The sequence below is a fragment of the Actinoplanes sp. NPDC051411 genome, assembly GCF_040682075.1.
Taxonomy (GTDB): Bacteria; Actinomycetota; Actinomycetes; order Mycobacteriales; family Micromonosporaceae; genus Actinoplanes.
On the sequence record NZ_JBFBAD010000185.1, the window covers coordinates 1 to 17,403 of the forward strand.

Annotated in this window: 12 protein-coding genes; 6 read left to right on the forward strand and 6 right to left on the reverse strand. The window is 71.1% G+C overall.

Translation table 11 applies throughout. The annotated features are described in order from the left end of the window. Both AB0M88_RS49070 and AB0M88_RS49075 read right to left on the reverse strand, forming a co-directional pair. Nucleotides 1-828 (reverse strand): DUF6114 domain-containing protein (locus AB0M88_RS49070; RefSeq protein ID WP_364114465.1); only part of this gene is annotated, 828 nt, incomplete at its 3' end. A 97-nt stretch (nt 829-925) separates the two neighbouring features. Beyond that, nucleotides 926-1,516 carry a DUF6230 family protein gene (locus AB0M88_RS49075; RefSeq protein ID WP_364114467.1) on the reverse strand — a complete coding sequence of 197 codons (591 nt, stop codon included), beginning with the start codon at nt 1,514-1,516 and terminating at the stop codon, nt 926-928. A gap of 459 nt (nt 1,517-1,975) precedes the next feature. Here AB0M88_RS49075 and AB0M88_RS49080 point away from each other — a divergent pair, with 459 nt between their 5' ends. The 5 genes from AB0M88_RS49080 (at nt 1,976) to AB0M88_RS49100 (ending at nt 8,437) form a co-directional block, all read left to right on the forward strand. Then, complete coding sequence (locus AB0M88_RS49080) at nt 1,976-4,075, forward strand: transglycosylase domain-containing protein (RefSeq protein WP_364114469.1); 2,100 nt, start codon at nt 1,976-1,978, stop codon at nt 4,073-4,075. Nucleotides 4,076-4,163: 88 nt separating this feature from the next. Continuing rightward, nucleotides 4,164-4,889: an SGNH/GDSL hydrolase family protein gene (locus tag AB0M88_RS49085; RefSeq protein ID WP_364114471.1), complete on the forward strand. Its 726-nt coding sequence runs from the start codon at nt 4,164-4,166 to the stop codon at nt 4,887-4,889. A 123-nt stretch (nt 4,890-5,012) separates the two neighbouring features. After that, nucleotides 5,013-6,305, forward strand: coding sequence for a S1 RNA-binding domain-containing protein (locus tag AB0M88_RS49090; protein ID WP_364114473.1), 1,293 nt, complete (start codon nt 5,013-5,015; stop codon nt 6,303-6,305). Between the two features lie 120 nt (nt 6,306-6,425). Further along, nucleotides 6,426-7,202 carry a hypothetical protein gene (locus tag AB0M88_RS49095; RefSeq protein WP_364114475.1) on the forward strand — a complete coding sequence of 259 codons (777 nt, stop codon included), beginning with the start codon at nt 6,426-6,428 and terminating at the stop codon, nt 7,200-7,202. A 2-nt stretch (nt 7,203-7,204) separates the two neighbouring features. Next, entirely contained in the window at nt 7,205-8,437 is a 1,233-nt protein-coding gene (locus tag AB0M88_RS49100; RefSeq protein ID WP_364114477.1) for a hypothetical protein, read from the forward strand. Here the strand turns inward: AB0M88_RS49100 and AB0M88_RS49105 are convergent. The 4 genes from AB0M88_RS49105 to AB0M88_RS49120 form a co-directional block, all read right to left on the reverse strand. Beyond that, nucleotides 8,326-11,583 carry a CHAT domain-containing protein gene (locus AB0M88_RS49105; RefSeq protein ID WP_364114479.1) on the reverse strand — a complete coding sequence of 1,086 codons (3,258 nt, stop codon included), beginning with the start codon at nt 11,581-11,583 and terminating at the stop codon, nt 8,326-8,328. The genes AB0M88_RS49100 and AB0M88_RS49105 overlap by 112 nt on opposite strands. Nucleotides 11,584-11,744: 161 nt before the next feature. Beyond that, nucleotides 11,745-14,351: a molybdopterin cofactor-binding domain-containing protein gene (locus AB0M88_RS49110; RefSeq protein WP_364114481.1), complete on the reverse strand. Its 2,607-nt coding sequence runs from the start codon at nt 14,349-14,351 to the stop codon at nt 11,745-11,747. After that, nucleotides 14,348-15,127, reverse strand: a complete 780-nt coding sequence (locus tag AB0M88_RS49115; protein WP_364114483.1) for an FAD binding domain-containing protein — start codon at nt 15,125-15,127, stop codon at nt 14,348-14,350. The genes AB0M88_RS49110 and AB0M88_RS49115 overlap by 4 nt, the downstream gene beginning before the upstream one ends. Before the next feature lie 25 nt (nt 15,128-15,152). Then, complete coding sequence (locus tag AB0M88_RS49120) at nt 15,153-16,577, reverse strand: hypothetical protein (RefSeq protein WP_364114485.1); 1,425 nt, start codon at nt 16,575-16,577, stop codon at nt 15,153-15,155. A gap of 73 nt (nt 16,578-16,650) precedes the next feature. Here AB0M88_RS49120 and AB0M88_RS49125 point away from each other — a divergent pair, with 73 nt between their 5' ends. Then, complete coding sequence (locus tag AB0M88_RS49125) at nt 16,651-17,178, forward strand: EXLDI protein (protein ID WP_364114487.1); 528 nt, start codon at nt 16,651-16,653, stop codon at nt 17,176-17,178. The last annotated feature ends 225 nt before the right edge of the window (nt 17,179-17,403 follow it).

Below are 17,403 nucleotides of genomic sequence, written 5' to 3' on the forward strand. Positions count from 1 at the left end.
CCCCGCCGCGCCCGGGGGGGCCGCGGCGGTCGTACGCGAAGGAGTCGCCGACGCGGAGCGCGAGGGCAACCCTTTGGGGCAGTCGGCAGCGGCGCTGGCGGGCACCCGGCTGCCGACTGCCAGCATGGCGGCCGTCAGTCCCAGGACGATCAACGCGACCGTCAGCGCCTTGGGGTTCCGGCTGAACCGGGATCGTCCGGGTCCGCTTTTGGGCCCCTCCCGGTCGTCTTCGAAGCCGGGCACGAGTCCGTGCTCCTGGGCCGTCGCCGGCCGGTCGTCGTGCCCCGCGACCTCGACCTGCTCGGTTTCGGCCTGCTCGGTTTCGGCCTCCGAAGGCGACGCGTCCCGCGGCGGTGAAGGCGAGTCCTCAGGCGACGTCGAAGGCATCTTGATCTCGCCGGTCTCGGCCGCCTCCTGGTCCAGGGCGATCTGGTCGCCGATCGGGACGAAGTCGGGGTTGACCGGCCGGATCCGCGGCGGCCCCCAGGCGATCACCAGCGCGCCGCCGATGATGCCGAGCAGCATGCCGACGAAGAAGCCGCCGAGGTTGAGGCCGATGAACGAGTAGAGCGCGTCGAGCAGGCCGACGATGCCGTAGAACATCCGCTGCGCCGGGGTGATGAGGCAGAGCAGCGCGCAGATGATGAGGATCAGCGGGATCAGGTAGGAGAGGAAGCCGGTCGGCCCGAGGTGGAGCGAGATGCCGGCCAGCGACGCGTTGGCCGTGTAGAAGAGTTCGCCCCCGGCCAGCAACAGGAAGAAGCACCCCCAGAACGGGCGCCTGTGCCGCCACCGCCCGAATCCTCGCCAGACGTCGCCTGCCGCCACTTGTCCTCCATCGATCGAGCGCTCGGTGCGTGAATATCTACCGCTGTCAAAGCGGAGGGGCCCGCGGAGGGTTCCGCGAGCCCCAGGGCAGTTCCGGTCAGCCAGGGAAGCACTCGTGGCCGGCGGCGTCGCCACCAACGTACAGGTGCAGGTGCATGCCCTTGAGCGTGAAGGTGCCCGCCGAGGTGTAGGTCGCGGTCTGCTGCAGGTGGTCGATGTCGACCGAGTTGGCCTGCTGGCCGAAGCCGCCGACCTGGCCGTGCGCGGCGGCGCCGTCGACGTTCATGGTGCTCGAGTCGACACCGATCTGAATCGTGTGGAAGGTGGTGTCGCCCTTGAGGTCGGACATGCCGATCAGCAGGTGGTCGGCCGTGACGTGGTCTTCCTTGTTCGGACCCTTGCCGGCCTCGATGCGCATGACCACGTCGCCGCCGAACGGGCTCGGGGCCCGCACGGTCTGGCACAGGTTGGTGATCTCAGCGTTGCCGATGCCGGACATCGCGGTGATCTTCTGGCCGTGGCCGTCGGCGCCGTTGGTCTGCGGCAGCAGGTCCGTGTACTGCGTGAAGCCGTCGCCGTGCAGGTGGTCGGCGGAGAGTTTGAAGTCCTGACCGGACACCTGGAAGCTGGCCGCGATCGCGCCCTGCTCGAGAGCCACGACGAGCCCGGCCGCGACGGCGAGCGGCACGCCGATCGAAACCGCGAATCTTCGCCAATTGGTACGTCCGTAAGACGGATCGCTGCGCGATTCCTTCACGGATCCTCCTTGTTCTCGACAGACGGCTCGCCGCCACGCCGCCACCCGCTCGCATCGACGGGCGACCCTGTCGAGCAACCGTCAGCAGTGAGGTCCGTCGATGCCGTCGTTTAACGTGCGGGAAATGTTGCCGCTAGTGCCCGGGGACTACAAGTGGCGTGGCTACTAGTCAGTAACCCAGCTCACGCGATCTCGGTCACGCTCCGTGATGCTGGCTTGAAACGCCCTCGTATATTGGCCCCAGATCCGGACAGAGTGCCACGTCGTCGATCGTGTGATCGTCACCACACGTATGCAACGGGCCCTATGTTACGGATCGGTAACGAAATCCAGGCGCATCTCAGGTATCGGTGCTACGGCTGAGACCGAGACCGAGGAAGGACTATCCGGATGACTTCTCCCGCACCCCAGACACCGAGGCGCAGACGAGGCGGCGCCCTGGGCCGGTTGAGCGGAGTTCTGCTGCTCGTCGGCACTCTGGTGGGGGTGGCCGCGGTGCCGGTCGGGGCCGTGCTCACCGCCGGCGCGGACTGGACCAGGAAGCAGCAGGACCAGTTGCCCCCGCAGTTGCTGGCCCCGCCGACGGCCCAGGTCACCCGGATCTACGCCAACGACGGCAAGACGCTGATCACGACGTTCTACGACGAGGACCGGCACGACGTCGCCCTCGGCCAGATCTCCAAGCCGATGCAGGACGCGATCGTCGCGGCCGAGGACACCCGCTTCTTCGAGCACGGCGGCGTCGACGCCCGGGGGGTGGCCCGCGCGTTCGTCAACGACACCCAGAACGGCGGGGCCGAGCAGGGCGCGTCGACGCTGACCATGCAGGTGGTGCGCAACGTCCTCAAGGAAGACCCGAACCTCACGCCGCAGGAGCGGATCGACGCCACCGCCGACACCCCGGCCCGCAAGCTGAAGGAGGCGGAGTACGCGATCGAACTCGAACACCGCCTCACCAAGCAGCAGATCCTGCAGAACTACCTCAACATCGTGTATTTCGGCGGCGGCGCGTACGGGATCGAAGCCGCCGCCCGACGGATCTTCGGCACCACCCCGGCCAAACTCGATCTTGCTCAGTCGGCGCTGATCGCCGGCATCGTGCAGAACCCCGACGTCGACAACCCGATCAGTGGCGACAAGACGAAGGCGCGGGCCCGGCAGGAATACGTGCTGGCCGCGATGGCCAAGGCCGGCGTGATCACCCCGGCCCAGCAGCAGGCCGCGCTCAAGGAGAAGCTGACCTACTCGGGCAAGACCCAGCCCAACGGCTGCATCGACGCCGAGAATCCGGCCGACGGCTGGGGCTTCTTCTGCGACTACGTGCAGCGCTGGTGGGATCAGCAGCCGCAGTTCGGCAAGACGGTCGACGAGCGCGAGGACGCGCTGCGCCGCGGCGGCTACACCGTCGTCACCACGCTCGACCCGAAGATCCAGAAGGAGGCGGCCAAGCAGTCCCGCGCCGTCTACTCGCTGGAAAACAAGAAGACCCTGCCGATCGCGGTCGTCGAGCCGGGCTCGGGCAAGGTGGCCGCGCTGGCCGTCAACCGCCACTTCAGCAACGGCAAGTCGACCTCCGAGACGACCAACCCGCTGGTCAGCGGCGGCGGCAGCGTGTACGGCTACCCGTCCGGCTCGACCTTCAAGATGTTCACCATGCTGACCGCCCTGGAGGCCGGCATGCCGCTGAACAGCGTCTACGACTCGCCGGCCAAGCTGACCACGCCGTGGCCGGACGGCGGCCCCGGCAACTGCGGCGGCATGTACTGCCCGGGCAACGACAACCCGTCCTGGATGGACGGGCCCCGCAGCATGTGGAACGGGTTCGGCCGCTCGGTCAACACGTTCTTCGTGCACCTCGAGGAGCAGGTCGGGCCGGCCTCGGTGGTGGCCGAGGCCAAGAAGCTGGGCATCGCGTTCAGCGCACCGGCCGACGCCGAGCTGGCCAGGACCGGCGCCGCCTCGTGGGGCTCGTTCACCCTCGGCGTGATCGACGTGACCCCGCTCGAGCTGGCCTCGGCCTACGCGACCGTCGCGGCCGAGGGCACCTACTGCAAACCGCTGCCGGTGCAGTCGATCAAGGACGCCGGGGGCCGGGCCGTTCCGGTGGCGACGGCGTGCAAGCAGGTGCTCTCGCCCGACGTGGCCCGGGCCGCGACCGACGCGGCGCGGTGCCCGGTGGGCGAGCAGAGCGCGTACGGGAAATGCGACGGTGGCACCGCCACCCAGGTCTTGGGAATCATGGGTGGCCGGCCGGTGGCCGGCAAGACCGGCAGCACCGAAAACAACATGACCGAGACCTTCGTCGGTTTCACCCGGACGTACGCGGCGGCCGGCATCGCCAACGACCCGGTGAACCCGTCCGACCACGTCGGCACCGCGGTCGAGGGCCTGGTGGTCAACGCGGTCGCGCACACGCTGAACACCGCGGTCGGCCCCGGCGACTACCCGAACTTCACCCCGCCGAGTCAGGCGATCGCCTTCGGGAACTGATACCTGACCAGGTGCGACCATGACGCCGCACCAGCGCACTTCCGGGGTAACCCGCTGGTCCACAGGTGGCGCGGTTAGGGTCGTCCCGATGGATCCGAAGAGCGTGCGCCGCGCGGCCGCCGGGCTGCTGATCGCGGCGCTGGCCGGCTGCGGCACGCTGCCCTCGGCGGCGGCCGCGCCCGCCCCGTCCCCGGCCGCCGAGCCGGTCGTGGTCACCCTGGGCGATTCGGTCCCGGCCGGCTCGGCCTGCGACTGCGACCCGTTCCCGGTCACCTACGCCCGCACGGTCCACGCGGTCTCGGAAAACCTGGCCGTCCCCGGCTACACCTCGGCCGACGTCCTGACCCAGATCCCGGGCGTACGCTCCCGCCTCGCCACCGCCGACGAGGTCGTCCTGATGATCGGCGCCAACGACCTGGCCGCCGCCTTCGACGCCGACACCTCGTTCGCCGACGCCGCCACCACCATGCGGCAGAACGTCACCGCCGCGATCAGGGCGATCGACGCCGTCCGCGCCACCAGGGTCCTGGTGCTCGGCTACTGGAATGTGGTTCAGGACGGCCGGGTCGCGGCCGCCGCCTACGGCCCGGCCGGGGTGCAGCGCTCGGTGACAGCCACCGAGTACGCGAACGACGGCCTCCGCGAGGCGGCCGCCGACACCCACGCGACCTACATCTCGACCGACGCGGCCTTCCACGGCCCCGACGGCACCCAGGACCCGAGCAACCTGCTCGCCGCCGACGGCGACCACCCCAACGCGGCCGGCCACGCCGCGATCGCGGCCCTGCTGCCACCGCTGCGCAGCGGCGACTAGACCCTCCATCTGGTCCCGGCCGCACCGGGCGCGGGCACATGACCTGCGGACTGTCCGCTCGTGACCGCCGGAACGCCTGAAGTGGATGGTCCGACCCCCGGGCCAGTCATCAAAGGAGCTCCGATGCTTAAGCCCGAACGAACCCTCGCCCCCGAACCCGGTGTCGTCCTGTTCGTCATGCCGTTCGGCGAGAAAGTGCTCGCCGGCCGGGAGACCTGCGACTTCGACCAGCTCTACACCACGGCGCTCGCGCCCACGGTCGAGAGCTGCGGCATGAAGCCGGTCCGCTTGGACACCGTGTACGGGCCGCAGGGCATCATGGAACTGATCTGGCAGGAGGTTCAGCGCGCCGAACTCATCGTCATCGACTTCTCGTTTCGCAACGCGAACGTCACCTTCGAGTACGGCCTGATCTGGACCCTCGGAAAGCGGGTCGTCGCGATGACCCAGGACGAGCAGGACATCCCGAGTGACATCCGCGGGCTGAATCGGTTCATTCGTTACAGCCAGCACTTCGCCGACATCGAGCGCGCGAAGCGGGAGCTTGCCCTCCAGTTGCAGGCGCTGCGGGAGGAACCGGCGGAGGAACGGGCTCCGGTGCCCTACACCGGCGGCGGCGCGAGCGCGGTGCCGGCCGGCGCCCGGGTCATCGCGGTGGAACGGGACTACGTGACCGTGCGAACCGACGACGGCCGGCTGGGCTTCCTGCGGGCGGGCGATGTGGAGTACGCCCGGTTCATCAACGACATGAGCCGCCGATACAGCATCGGTGACACGCTGGACGGCGCTTTCGTGGTCGACCCGCAGCGCGGGGAGGCGCGGTACACGATGCTCGCGGGCCGCACCAACCCGTGGCCGGTGCTCGCACGCCGGTACCCGGTCGGCACCACGTTCCGCGGTGTCGTTCACCACGTCATCGCCGGCGTCGGGGCTTTCGTGCGGGTCGACGAGGAGGTCAACGGCCTCGTCCCGGGCGAGACCATCAGCGGCGAGTGGCCCGCGGTCGGTGATCACGTCGAGGCGACCGTGACCCGGATGGACGTCACCCGGCGCAAGGTCACGCTGGTGCTCAAGGGCGACGCCCGCGGGCACGGACCGCACGGTGGGCGCCGCTCGGCCGACGAACCGCAGGTCGGATTCCGGGGCCTCGGCACGGTCACCCGCATGGTCCCGGAGCAGGACGGACGGGGCGGCTACCTGCTGCTTCGCCTGCCCGGTCGCGCCCGGCCGGCGATGTTGCTGGCCAAGGACATGACCGAGGACCTTCGTATCGACCTCAACAACGGGCACGTCGATCTCGGTGAAGAAGTCTTCGTCGAGGTGATCAACGTCGACGCCGGCAGCGGCAAGGTGCTGCTGCGGGAGGAGGCCGAACCGGTGCCGGACTCCGAGGCCGCGCTTCCTCAGGCTGCCTGATCGTCGCGCCGCCCAGAATGGCCCGGGACCGCGTCCCGGGCCATTCTTGTGCGCACAGCAACTTGCCAGGCTTCGCCGTTCTGGGAGATGGTGAGGCGGGGATCGTCTCAAGGAGCCAGTTTGCAGATCTTCGTCACGTACGACGCACGACGCGATCGCGCCTATCTGTGCTCCGATGTCGCGGTTGATGATCGGCCCGTACTCTTCGACGTGGCTGCGATCGCCCGGTTCTCTCTCGGAGAGTCGCCGGTTCTGGTCTCGCTCGAGATCGACCGCCCGTTCTTCGCACGTTCCACGGCCTTCGAGAAGACCCTGCGTGACCTGGTCGGCCGGCGCATCCTTGAACGCCTCCGGGAGGGTCACGACCAGGGCATCTCGATCGCCGAGGACGTTGCCGTCCCGGCCGGCGAGATCGCGGCCCTGACGTCGAGCTGGCGCAGCTTCGCGAGTCGGGGGGAGATGCCCGCCCGGCACGAGCCACGGCCGGCCCGCGAAACGGTCGACGTCGTTCTCGGCCGGTTGCGGGAGTGGTTCATTCCGCTGCGGTTGGCGCCGGTGGTGGCGCGCGACGGTGCCGCCCCCGCGACGGAGAACCCGGCGGGCACGCTGACCAACTGGGTCGAGGCGCCGGCCGAGGTCGCCGAACTCACGGGATTGTCGGACTTCAAGGTCGACGTCGTGCAAGACGTGGCCCACGTGTCCGCCGCGCATCCGCGTAGCGGCACGCCGATCAGGGTTTCGCTGACTGATCAGGGACAGCCGGTCTCGGACGAGGTGCTCCTCGATGCGCACGCCGAAATCGACGGACTCTGGACCGCCCGCCTGCCGATGCCCGACGGATGGGCCCGGATGGCGGGGCTGCAACTCCATATCCGCGTCCCGGAGTCCCGTCCTTGACGGTGCCGGACGACCGTCAGGCGGAGCTTCGGCCGGCTGACCTGGCGTCTTCACCGTGGCCCGGGCGCGATCTTCCCACCGAGGACGCTGTCTCCGAAGACGATCCGCCCACCGCGCTCGACGGTACGCCGATCGATGTCGCAGTCGCCAGTAACGCGGTCGGCGTGGGTCTGAACGACCTGTACAAACGGCATTGGAACACAGTGGTCCGTAGCCTGACGACCGGGGCGCGGCCGGTCCGGGCGGCCGCGGCGGATGCCGAGGACGCCGCCGGCGAAGCGTTCGGCGTGTTGCTGGAATCGGCGGCTCAGCATCCGCACCGCTGGCTCGAGACGGCCTATGTCGTATCAGAAGCAACGGCCTTCGCCGAGTGGCGGGCCACTGCCCAGAAGATCCTCTGGGCGACGGAGCGGCGGCTGCGGAACGAACGCCGGGCCGCGGCGAGCGTCGACGTCTCCGGCGATGACCCCGGCGGGCCGGCGCCGCCGGATCGATCGAACGAGGTTCCGGCCGCCCTCCAGTGGGCCGCCGACTCCGGCATCGACCTCGACGACCTGTTCGGCGATGGCCAGCTGGCCGGGCCCGGCGACGCGGTCGACCAGCTGATTCTGCTGCGCTGGTGGGCCGGCCGGGAGCTGTCGGCAATCGCGGACGAGGTTTCCGCTCTGGTGGGGACCGGAATCGACGCCGGTGACCTGTTGGTGCGGATGGTACGGAAGTTCCGGGCCGCACCCCGATCCTGGCTTTACGCCGTCGCGTACTGCAATCGACGCTGGGCGCCGGAGAGGACGCTGCCAGACGCTCTCACCGCGGACGTGTGGCGCGATCCGTTCCATCCCGAGCGCCGGGACACCCACGTCACATTGTTGATCGGCTGGATGGCGGCGGGCCGGCGGCTCGAGCGCGACGCGTACCGCAGCGACGGGTGGGCGGCTCAGGACAGCCGGACGATCGTCGCCCGCCGCATCGCCACCGGACTCACCGGCGCCCGCCGTACGCTGCGGCGACAACGCTTCTGGGGTCAGCCGGAGCCCTTCTCCGCGATCAGCGGATCTCTGCCGTCGGGGCGCCGGGTCTCGGCCGACACCGTACGCAAACACTTCAGCCGGCTCCGGGCCGACAATCACTGGATCGAGCCGCTGCTGCCGTTGCCCGTTCTCGTCGGCGACGCCGACGAGGGCGATCCGGGCGAGAGCCGGCCGGGACCGCGGCCGGTGTCGCCGATGAAGAGATAGGGCGCCCAGTAGACGGGGTGAGCGGTTCGCGGATCCTGCTGGAACGATCGGACCGCCCGGGTGAAGGCATCGATCTTGGGCCAGCCTTCCAGGAGCCCGTTGTACATGGCGGCCGCGAACCGCCCGCTGTAGGGCGGATATACCTGCGAGCCGGCCGCGATCACGGTAGCCGCGCCCGAGGCCAGGAAAGCGTACGGGAACCCGTACAGGTCGCCGCCGAAGCCGCCGCCACGGGCCAGATGGCAGGCCGCGATCGTGACGAGATCCGCGTGCGCCGCGCCGTCCGCCAGCTCGCCGGCGGTGATCTTCTCGTCGCCGATCGACATCGAGGACAGGAAGGAGGCCGGGAAGTCTCGCACCTCACCGTGAGCGATGATGTGCACGAGGCTGCGTCGCTGGCCGTCGCGGAGAAGTCCCATGGCCGCCGACGGCTGCTCGGGCAACTCGGTCTTCCAGCCGGCTTCGTCGAGCAGTGCGGCGATCTGAGCCGCCTCGCCCTGGTCCGTCGCGTCGCCGTGGCCGACCACGAGCGCGCGGTCAGCGTCCGGCGGCAGGTGCGCGGACGCCATGGCTTTGAGGCTCGGCCCATAGACGAAGGCGGTGTCGGCGCTGACGTAGCGTCCGTTCGGACCGCGCAACGCGTGCATGGGAAACATGCTCAGCGGACCCTGACCGACGACGTAGCAGACGTCGCAGTCGGCCAAGATGTCACGCAGCGGCTCGACCACCTTCTGGTAGGCCGCGGACAACCGGGGTGTGTCGTTCGGGTTCGGATGCGGATGGACGGTGAGGTCGACACTGATCTCGTTCCACATCTGTCTCTGAAGGCTTTTGAACTCCGCCACCGAGCCGAGGCGTTCGCTGCGGTATTCGAGTTGCTCGCCGGACAGTCGAACGCCGGCCGCGACCATGTCGTCGCGGGAGGAGGCCAGATAGATCACGGCGGCGGCGCTTCCGCCGAGCGCGGTCAGCCGGTCCCGGATCTGCCGTCGGCCGAAGGAGCTGGCGGAGAGCCTGCGGCGACGGGTCTCGGCCGACGCGGCGCGCTCCGCCGGATGAGCGGCGATGATCTCGTCCCGGACCGCTCGCAGCCGCTGGGTCAAGGCGGCCCCTTCGCCCTCGCGGACGGCCAGCCGTTCCTCGATCTCACGCTCCTCGTGCTGGAGGGCGATCAGGGGTGACCAGGCCCGTTCCTCGCGTACCGCCTCCAGGGCCAGTCCCTGCGCCAGGTCCAGGACGCCGACCGATTCCTCGTTCTCCGGGTCGGCCTTTCGCATGACGTTGACGATGCGGGCCGGGTAATGCCGCATCGTCTCGACCATTGCCGCCCGGTCGTAGACGCTGCCCATCGAGGCGATGCCGGCCTCGAGAACCTGGCGGGCGGCCCGGGCCGCCGCCATGGCGGGCTCCGGCTGAAGTGCGGCGCCCTCGCCGAGGTAGGTGCGAGCCACCCAGAGGTGCCCCTCCATCTCCAACTGCCAGTCGCCCAGGCGCTTGGCCTGAGTGCACACCTTCTGCCATCGGCGTCGCGCCGTCGGCGTCTGCACCGACTCCGGCTGCACCATCCCCGCGACGTAGAGCGCCAGGAGCCCCTCGGCGGGCGCGTAGGCCTCGGCGAACTCCCAGGCCAGTTCGGCCAGCGACAGCGCCTCGATCCGGTTCGTCTCGGCTGTCAGCCACTGCGCCGGCAACGGCCGGCTCAAATATCTGATCCGCCGGCGTGGATGCCAGCGGTCGGCGGCGGCGACCGCCTGCCGCAGGTTTTCCCGCAGCTGCGGTGCGGGACGACGCCCGCCGTCCAGATATCTGGTCCGGGCCAGCCGGGCGAGCACGTCCACGACGGCCGGCACGTCCTGCACCTCGACGGCCCACACCAGGTCACGGCAACCGTAGAACAACCGCCGGTCCCGTTTGGTCAGCGACATGTCGCCGAGAGCCGGGTGACTCGGATAGTTGCGGCCGCGATGGGGGAACAAGAAGTTCCAGGACCGGAACTTGTGGTCCTCGCGCCACCTGTCGATGCGGCTGACCTTGCCGCGCAGGAGATTGTTATGACCGCTCGGCGGTCGCTGCTCAAGGTTGCGCGCCACCCTGGTCAGCCAGTACTGAGCCGACGACACCGCACCCTGACGGTGTCGCAGCGCGGCCATCAGAGCCATGGCCTCGTCCATCCGGCTGCGGAAGCCGCCCGACGACGCCTCCAACTCGGCCGCGTCGCGGATCGCCTGTTCCAACCGGGCCAGCGCCCCCGCCGGATCGAGGTACTGCTCCGCGGTGGCCCGGCCGACCTCGGCCAGGATGCGACGATCCTCGAGGTCCAGCCGGCGCAGTGCCTCGGCCTCGGCCGCGAACAGATCACGAGCCGGGGCATGCTCGGACACCGGCAACAAGGCCCGGCCCAGCGTCGATGCCAGCTCGACAAAGGTCAGAAGCGCGCTGCGCCCGTACGAGTTCATCGGCTGCGAAACGGGCCAGATCTGCGCGGCCGCCAGTTGGCGTGCCACCTGGCCGGTAGCGGGCTCGAATCCGCGGTGCCGCAGCAGCATCCGGGCGGCGTCCTCGAGGACTTCGACCGCACGCTCACAGTTGCCGAGCCGAGGCCGCAGACCGCGCTCGTAACAGCGATAGGCCAGACCGCCGGCACTGATCCGCGCGCTGACAGCGACAAGGCCGTTCGCGTCGACCGCGTCGGCCGCGCGAGTCTCGATCTCGGTGCGTCGGCAAAGGTCGTCCGCCGTGGTCAGCACCAGGCCGCCGCTCGGCTCGAATCCCCGTCCGGCCAGCACCGAGACCAGGCTGCGCAGCACCCGCTGATGGCTGCGGATCAGCCGGCGGACCATCGGGGCGTACTCCGAGGGCGGTCGATCCGCGAAAGCCGCCGCCGCCCCCGTCAGGGCCTTTTCGTACAGCAACAGGTCGAGACACAGTGGGCGGTACCGCAGGTTGTGGTGTCCCAACCGGGGACTCTGATCCATCAGCTGATCGGCGAGTTCCACCAGGGTCGTGAGCTGCTGGTACGGCCCGGCGCCGCTGCCGGCGACTGTTTGGAGGATCGCTTCGGCGGACCCGACCACGTCTCCGGCCCCGTCGGTGATGTCGCGAAACACCGCCGCGGCGACGGATGGGATGATCGCCCCGTCTGTCACGCTGCCTCCTGGGGTACGGCCGGGCGGACCTTGGTCCGCAATCTCATACAACACGGAGGACACGGCCTGTTCATCACACGAACGGCCAACTGATTCCCCCTGTGCATCGACGACGCGGCCTTTTGACCTGTTCGGACGATGAGGTCCGTCGGCCGGACGGGTCAGGAGCGGCGGGCGGCTTCCAGGCCCAGCCAGATGCGGTCGCGGGTGAGGGGCAGGTCGGTGAAGCGGACGCCGGTCGCGTCGCGGAGGGCGTTGGCCAGGGCCGGGGCGACCGGGTTGAAGGGACTTTCGCTCATCGACTTGGCGCCGAGCGGGCCGATCGTGTCGTGGGTGTCGGCGAAGTGGACCTCGGTGTGGGGGACGTCGGCGTAAGTCGGCAGGTGGTACTGCCGGAAGCCGGTCGTGGTCACGCCGCCGGAGTCGTCGAGGTCGACGTGTTCCGACAGTGTCGCCCCCAGGGCCTGGGCGACGCCGCCCTCGACCTGGCCGCGGCACTGCAGCGGGTTCAGGACGACCCCGGCGTCGGCGGCGTGGACGCTGCGGAGGATCCGCAGCTCGCCCGTACGCGGGTCGACCGCGACCCGGAACCACTGGGCGTTGAACGCCACCGACCGGGGGGTGCCGCCGAAGTGGCCCTCGCGGACGAGCCGGCCGCCGGCCTGCCGGGCCACCTCGCGGAGCGAGCCGCCCCGCGCCTCGATCTCCTGCCGGAGAGCCGTCGCCGCCTCCAGGACGGCCCGGCCCGCCACCACGACGCCGGTCGAGCCGAACGCGCCGGTGTCGTGGGCGACCACGTCGGTGTCGGACTGGCGGATCAGGATGCAGTCCGGGGTCGTCCCCAGCACCTCGGCGGCTATCTGGGCGTGCACGGTCGTGCTGCCGTTGCCGAACTCGGCCGTGCCGACGCCGATCTCGAAGTGGCCGTCCGCGCAGAGCGTGGCGGTGGCGTCGGCGTAGTGGCCGCCCGGCGGGCCCGCCGCGATCATCGCGATGGCCAGGCCCTCACCGACCTGCCAGCCCGCCGGGGCGGCCGGGGTCTCGGCGGCCGCGGCGGCGCGCAGGTGGGACAGGCACTGGTCGAGGCCGTAGCTGGCGATGGTCAGGTCGTCGGCGTGGTCGCCCGGGGCGGTCAGCGGCTCGCCGGGCCGGACGATGTTGCGCTCGCGCATCCGGATCGGGTCGAGGTCGAGCATGCGGGCCAACTCGTCCAGGACCGACTCGACGGCGAAGGTGACCTGGCCGAGGCCGTACCCGCGGAACGCGCCCGCCGGGACCGTGTTGGTGTAGACCGACCAGGCGTCGGTCTGCTTGTTGGGGCAGCGGTAGACGGCCAGCGACTCGTGGACGCCGTGGTACATCACCGCCGGGCCGTGGTTGCCGTACGCCCCGGTCTCGGTGACCACTCGCAACCGCAACGCGGTCAGGGTGCCGTCGGACCGCGCACCGGCCTTCAGGGTGACCGTGAACGGGTGCCGGGTGGTCGCCGAGGTGAACTGCTCGGCCCGGGTGTATTCGTGCTTGACCGGGCGCCCGGTGCGCAGCACGGCCAGCGCGACCAGGTCCTCGACCAGCATCTCCTGCTTGCCGCCGAAGCCGCCGCCGACCCGTCCGGCGAGCACCCGCACGCGGTCGGCCGGCAGCCCGAACAGCGTCGCCAGGGACCGCCGGGTGAGGAACGGGGTCTGGGTGCTGGAGCGGATGACCAGGCGGCCGTCCGCGTCGAGCCAGCCCACGGCGCCGTGGGTCTCCAGGCTGGCGTGTTGCACGCGCGGGGTCCGGAAGGTCTCCTCGTAGACCGCGTCCGCCTCGGCGAACCCGGCCTCGACGTCGCCGAGCGACGCGTGCAGCTCGCCGGCGACGTTGGCCCCGGAGCGGGCGATGCCGTGCGCCGGGCCCTTGTCGCCGTGCACCAGGGGCGCGCCCCGGGCCATCGCCTCGTCGGCGGTCAGCACGGCCGGCAGCACCTCGAAGGAGACCCGCAGGAGGCGGCAGCCCTCCTCGGCCGCGGCCTCCGAGGTGGCGACCACCGCGGCGACCCGCTGCCCGGCGAAGCGGACCACGTCGTCGAGCACCCGGGTGTCGGCCGGGTCCTCGCTCGGGTGCTCGTGCTGGGCGGTCGAGAAGTAGCCGGCCGGGGCGTCGGCGTGGGTGAGGACCGCCTCGACGCCGGGTACGGCCAGCGCGGCCGAGGCGTCGACGGCCAGGATCCGGGCGTGCGCGTGGGGCGACCGCAGCACCTTCATGTGCAGCAGCCCGGGGACGTCGAGGTCGAAGGTGTAGCGCGCGGTGCCGGTGACCACCTGCGGCCCGGCCGGGGCCCCGGGCGACCGGTCGGAGACGTTGCGGACGCCGCCGAGCGCGTCCTCGATCGCGCGGTAGCCCGTGCACCGGCAGAGGTTGCCCTTGAAGGTCCGCGCCGCCGAAGCCCGCTGCGAGGAGTCGAGCGCCGCGGTCGTCATGATCAGCCCGGCCGTGCAGAAGCCGCACTGGAACCCCTGCGCGTCGAGGAACGCCTGCTGCACCGGGTGCAACGAGTCCCCGGCCAGCCCCTCGATGGTGGTGACCCGGCGACCCCGGGCCCGGAACGCCGGGTAGACGCACGAGTGCACCGGTACCCCGTCCACGTGCACCGTGCAGGCCCCGCAGTCCCCGGTGTCGCACCCCTTCTTGACCCCGAAGCAGCCCTCGTCGCGCAGGAACGTCCGCAGGCACTGGCCGGGCCGCGGCTCCCGGTCGTGCCGGACGCCGTTGATCTCGACGGTCATGAGAGCTCCGCCCGGATCTGTTCGGCGTACATCCGGGTCAGGTGCCGGCGCCACGCCGGCAGGCCGTGCACGTCGCGCACGTAGGCCGTCTCGGGGATGCGTTCGGCCAGTGCCACCTGCAGCATCTCCGGCTCCGGCGGCGAGGCGAACCGCAGCACGTAGGGCCGCGTGGTCGACGCGGTCACGGTCAGCACGAACGCCCCGTCGGCGTCACGGCGCCCGATGAGCAGGGCGGCCGACCGCCCGTACGGGTGCAGTGATCCCTGCCGGAAGGCAGACGGGGTGTTGAGGAAAGCGTGAGGGAGGAACAGGGATCGCAACAACTCGCCGTCCCGCAATACGTTGCAGCCCTCGCCGGTAACGAAATCGCGTACCGGCACCTCTCTCGAACCGGAAGGCCCGAGCAGCCGGCAGACCCCGTCGAGGGCCGCGCCGAGCGCGATCATCGGCCCGGCGGGAAGCGAGGCGCACAGGTTCCCGCCGACGGTCGCCACGTTCCAGATCTTGAACGAGGCCAGGAACGCGTGGCAGCACTTCTCGATCAGCTCGTGCTCCTGAGCGACCAGCGTGGCGACGGTACAGGTCGCGGCGATCTCCAGCCCGTCGGGCCGCCAGGTCAGCGGCTCCCAGCCGGCCGTCGTCAGGTCGAGGAGCCGGCGGATCTCCGGCGACGGTGAGGCGAACAGGGCCGTGCCGCCGCCCAGCCAGGCGTCGCCCGGGCGCCACTGGTCCACGGACGCCGGGCTGACCACCTCGGCGACGGTGTTCAGATCCACGTTCGTACGCTACGCGCCGTTCGGTTCACGAGCCGACGATCAGCATGGTCACCACCACCGTCAGCAGCCAGGCCGCGTAAAGGGCGAACGGCCGCCGGGGCACCGCGATCTCCGGCGGCGGGGCGAGCGGGCTGATCTCGAACGACCGCGTGCGGGCCACCCGGAGCGCCGCCACGAGCTCGTCGGCCGTCCGCTGCGCCGACTTCGCCGGCCACGGCGCCGGCGCCGGAACGGTCAGCACCGATTCGCCGGCGCTCAGCAGCACCGAGCCGCCGTCGTCGTGCAGCACTGCGCTGTCGGTCGCCCACGGCTGCCGGTCGACGCCGCGGAACCCGACCGCCGCGATCCCGCCCGCGTGCCACCGCAGCCGGGGCCGGAGCTGGTTACGCCAGCCGAACTCGTAGCCCGCGGCTCCGGCGACGGCGATCAGCACGGCCGACAGACCGGGCAGGAAATGGCGGCCGAGCTCGCCCGCCGCGAGCGCCGCCCCCAACCCGACCGTCACGGTGGCCACCCACGCCCGCTGCGGCGCGATCCGGTGCTCGCGCGTCCGGTACGCGTCCCCGTCCGCGTCCGACGCCCGGAGCGCCATCGGATCGACCAGCTGCTCCTCGTCGTCCTCGATCTCCCGCGGCAGCCCGTCGACCACGTCGTAGGGCACCGTGATCACCTCGCCGACCGGTCCGACCGGCACGTGCAGCCGGCCGCCGACCTCGACCGCGCACCACGCGTCCGTGCGCGGCTCGCCGAACAGCACGGCCTCCACGGTGTGCGGGTCGTCGTCCTCCGGCTCGTCCGGTTCGGCCACGTCGAAGCCGAACTCGAGCGCGGTCTGCCCGTCCGGCGACGGCAGCAGCACATGCAGGTAGCCGACCTGTTCGACGACCCGCACGCTGTGCGCCGGCTGGGGAAGCGCGAACAGGTCGCGCAGCGCGTGCTGCCGGTGCGCGGCCCTCGCCAGCAGGGCACAACCCAGGCCGGCGCCCCCGATCACCAGGGTCAGCAGGGGTGCGGCGCGCACGTCCGACCAGACGTAGCCGAGGCCCAGCGCGGCCAGTGCGACCAGGGCGGCGCCGGTCGCCTCGGTCGCCCGGGCGACCCTCGGCACCAGCAACGGTTGCGGTGGGCGGCGACGCGGGACCGGCTCACCCGGGTGCGGCCGGTCGCGCTGGGCGATGATCACGCCGACTGCGGCGTACGCCCATACCACCGCGACCGCCACATAGGGCCCGCTCAACGAGGTCCAGGCGAGCGCGCAGAAGATACCGGCCCAGGCGGCGGCCCAGCGATGGGCGTACGCCATGAGAGCGGGCGCCAGCAGCAGGCCGGCGCCGACCCACCGGGCCGGGGGCGCGGGGTCCTGGGCCCCGCCGAACAGCCCGAAGACCAGGAGGAAGACCGCCAGCCCGGTGGCCGGCACGAGCCCCTCGGCACGCAGCACCCGACCCATGCCCCCATGGTCGGCTCTGCCCGGTCGCCGCGGGGCCGAATCGGCCGACGCGCGTTATGCGTATAGTGTATGTATGCCGAACAAGACGATCTACGTGTCCGACGACGACCTGCCCCTGTACACCCGGGCGCAGGAACTCAGCGGCGGCAACCTCTCGGCCACCATCACGATCGCGCTGAAGCGCTACGTCGAGGTCGAGGAGGGGCGCCGGGAGGGCTACGACGAGATCACGGTCAAGGTCGGGGTGGGGCCGGGGCGCAAGGTGCGGTTCTCCGGCGTGCTGCTGGGGGAGTGGGGGCGCTCGACCAGCAAGACCGTCGAGGTCTACCGGGTCTACCGCACGCTGAAGGGAAAGTTCGCCATCCACGTCGAGCGGTCCCCCGACTACGTGTGGTCGGGCGAGAACGCCAAGGGCGGGGGATGGCGGGGGGTGCTCCAGGCCTACCTGGGACCCAACCAGACCTGGGGCAGCACCCAGGGTGACGCGTCGCTCGACGTGGTCGAGACGGCCGACGAACTGCGCGCCCGCATCCCGGCCGAGCTCGCCGACCTGATCGCGGCCGTCCTCGACCAGCCCACCATCGAGCAGCTCGACATCTAGGGGCTCCGGCCCTGGACCGCTCCGGCCCTGGACCGCTCCGGCCCTGGACCGCTCCGGCCCTGGACCGCTCCGGCCCTGGACCGCTCCGGCCCTGGACCGCTCCGGCCCTGGACCGCTCCGGCCCTGGACCGCTCCGGCCCTGGACCGCTCCGGCCCTGGACCGCTCCGGCCCTGGACCGCTCCGGCCCTGGACCGCTCCGGCCCTGGACCGCTCCGGCCCTGGAC

What these genes read in the sequence shown, in the direction of transcription:
- AB0M88_RS49110 (WP_364114481.1), bottom strand. Translation starts at nt 14,351, where the DNA reads ATGACCGTCGAGATCAACGGCGTCCGGCACGACCGGGAGCCGCGGCCC.
- AB0M88_RS49085 (WP_364114471.1), top strand. Translation starts at nt 4,164, where the DNA reads ATGGATCCGAAGAGCGTGCGCCGCGCGGCCGCCGGGCTGCTGATCGCG.
- AB0M88_RS49125 (WP_364114487.1), top strand. Translation starts at nt 16,651, where the DNA reads ATGCCGAACAAGACGATCTACGTGTCCGACGACGACCTGCCCCTGTAC.
- AB0M88_RS49080 (WP_364114469.1), top strand. Translation starts at nt 1,976, where the DNA reads ATGACTTCTCCCGCACCCCAGACACCGAGGCGCAGACGAGGCGGCGCC.
- AB0M88_RS49120 (WP_364114485.1), bottom strand. Translation starts at nt 16,577, where the DNA reads ATGGGTCGGGTGCTGCGTGCCGAGGGGCTCGTGCCGGCCACCGGGCTG.
- AB0M88_RS49090 (WP_364114473.1), top strand. Translation starts at nt 5,013, where the DNA reads ATGCTTAAGCCCGAACGAACCCTCGCCCCCGAACCCGGTGTCGTCCTG.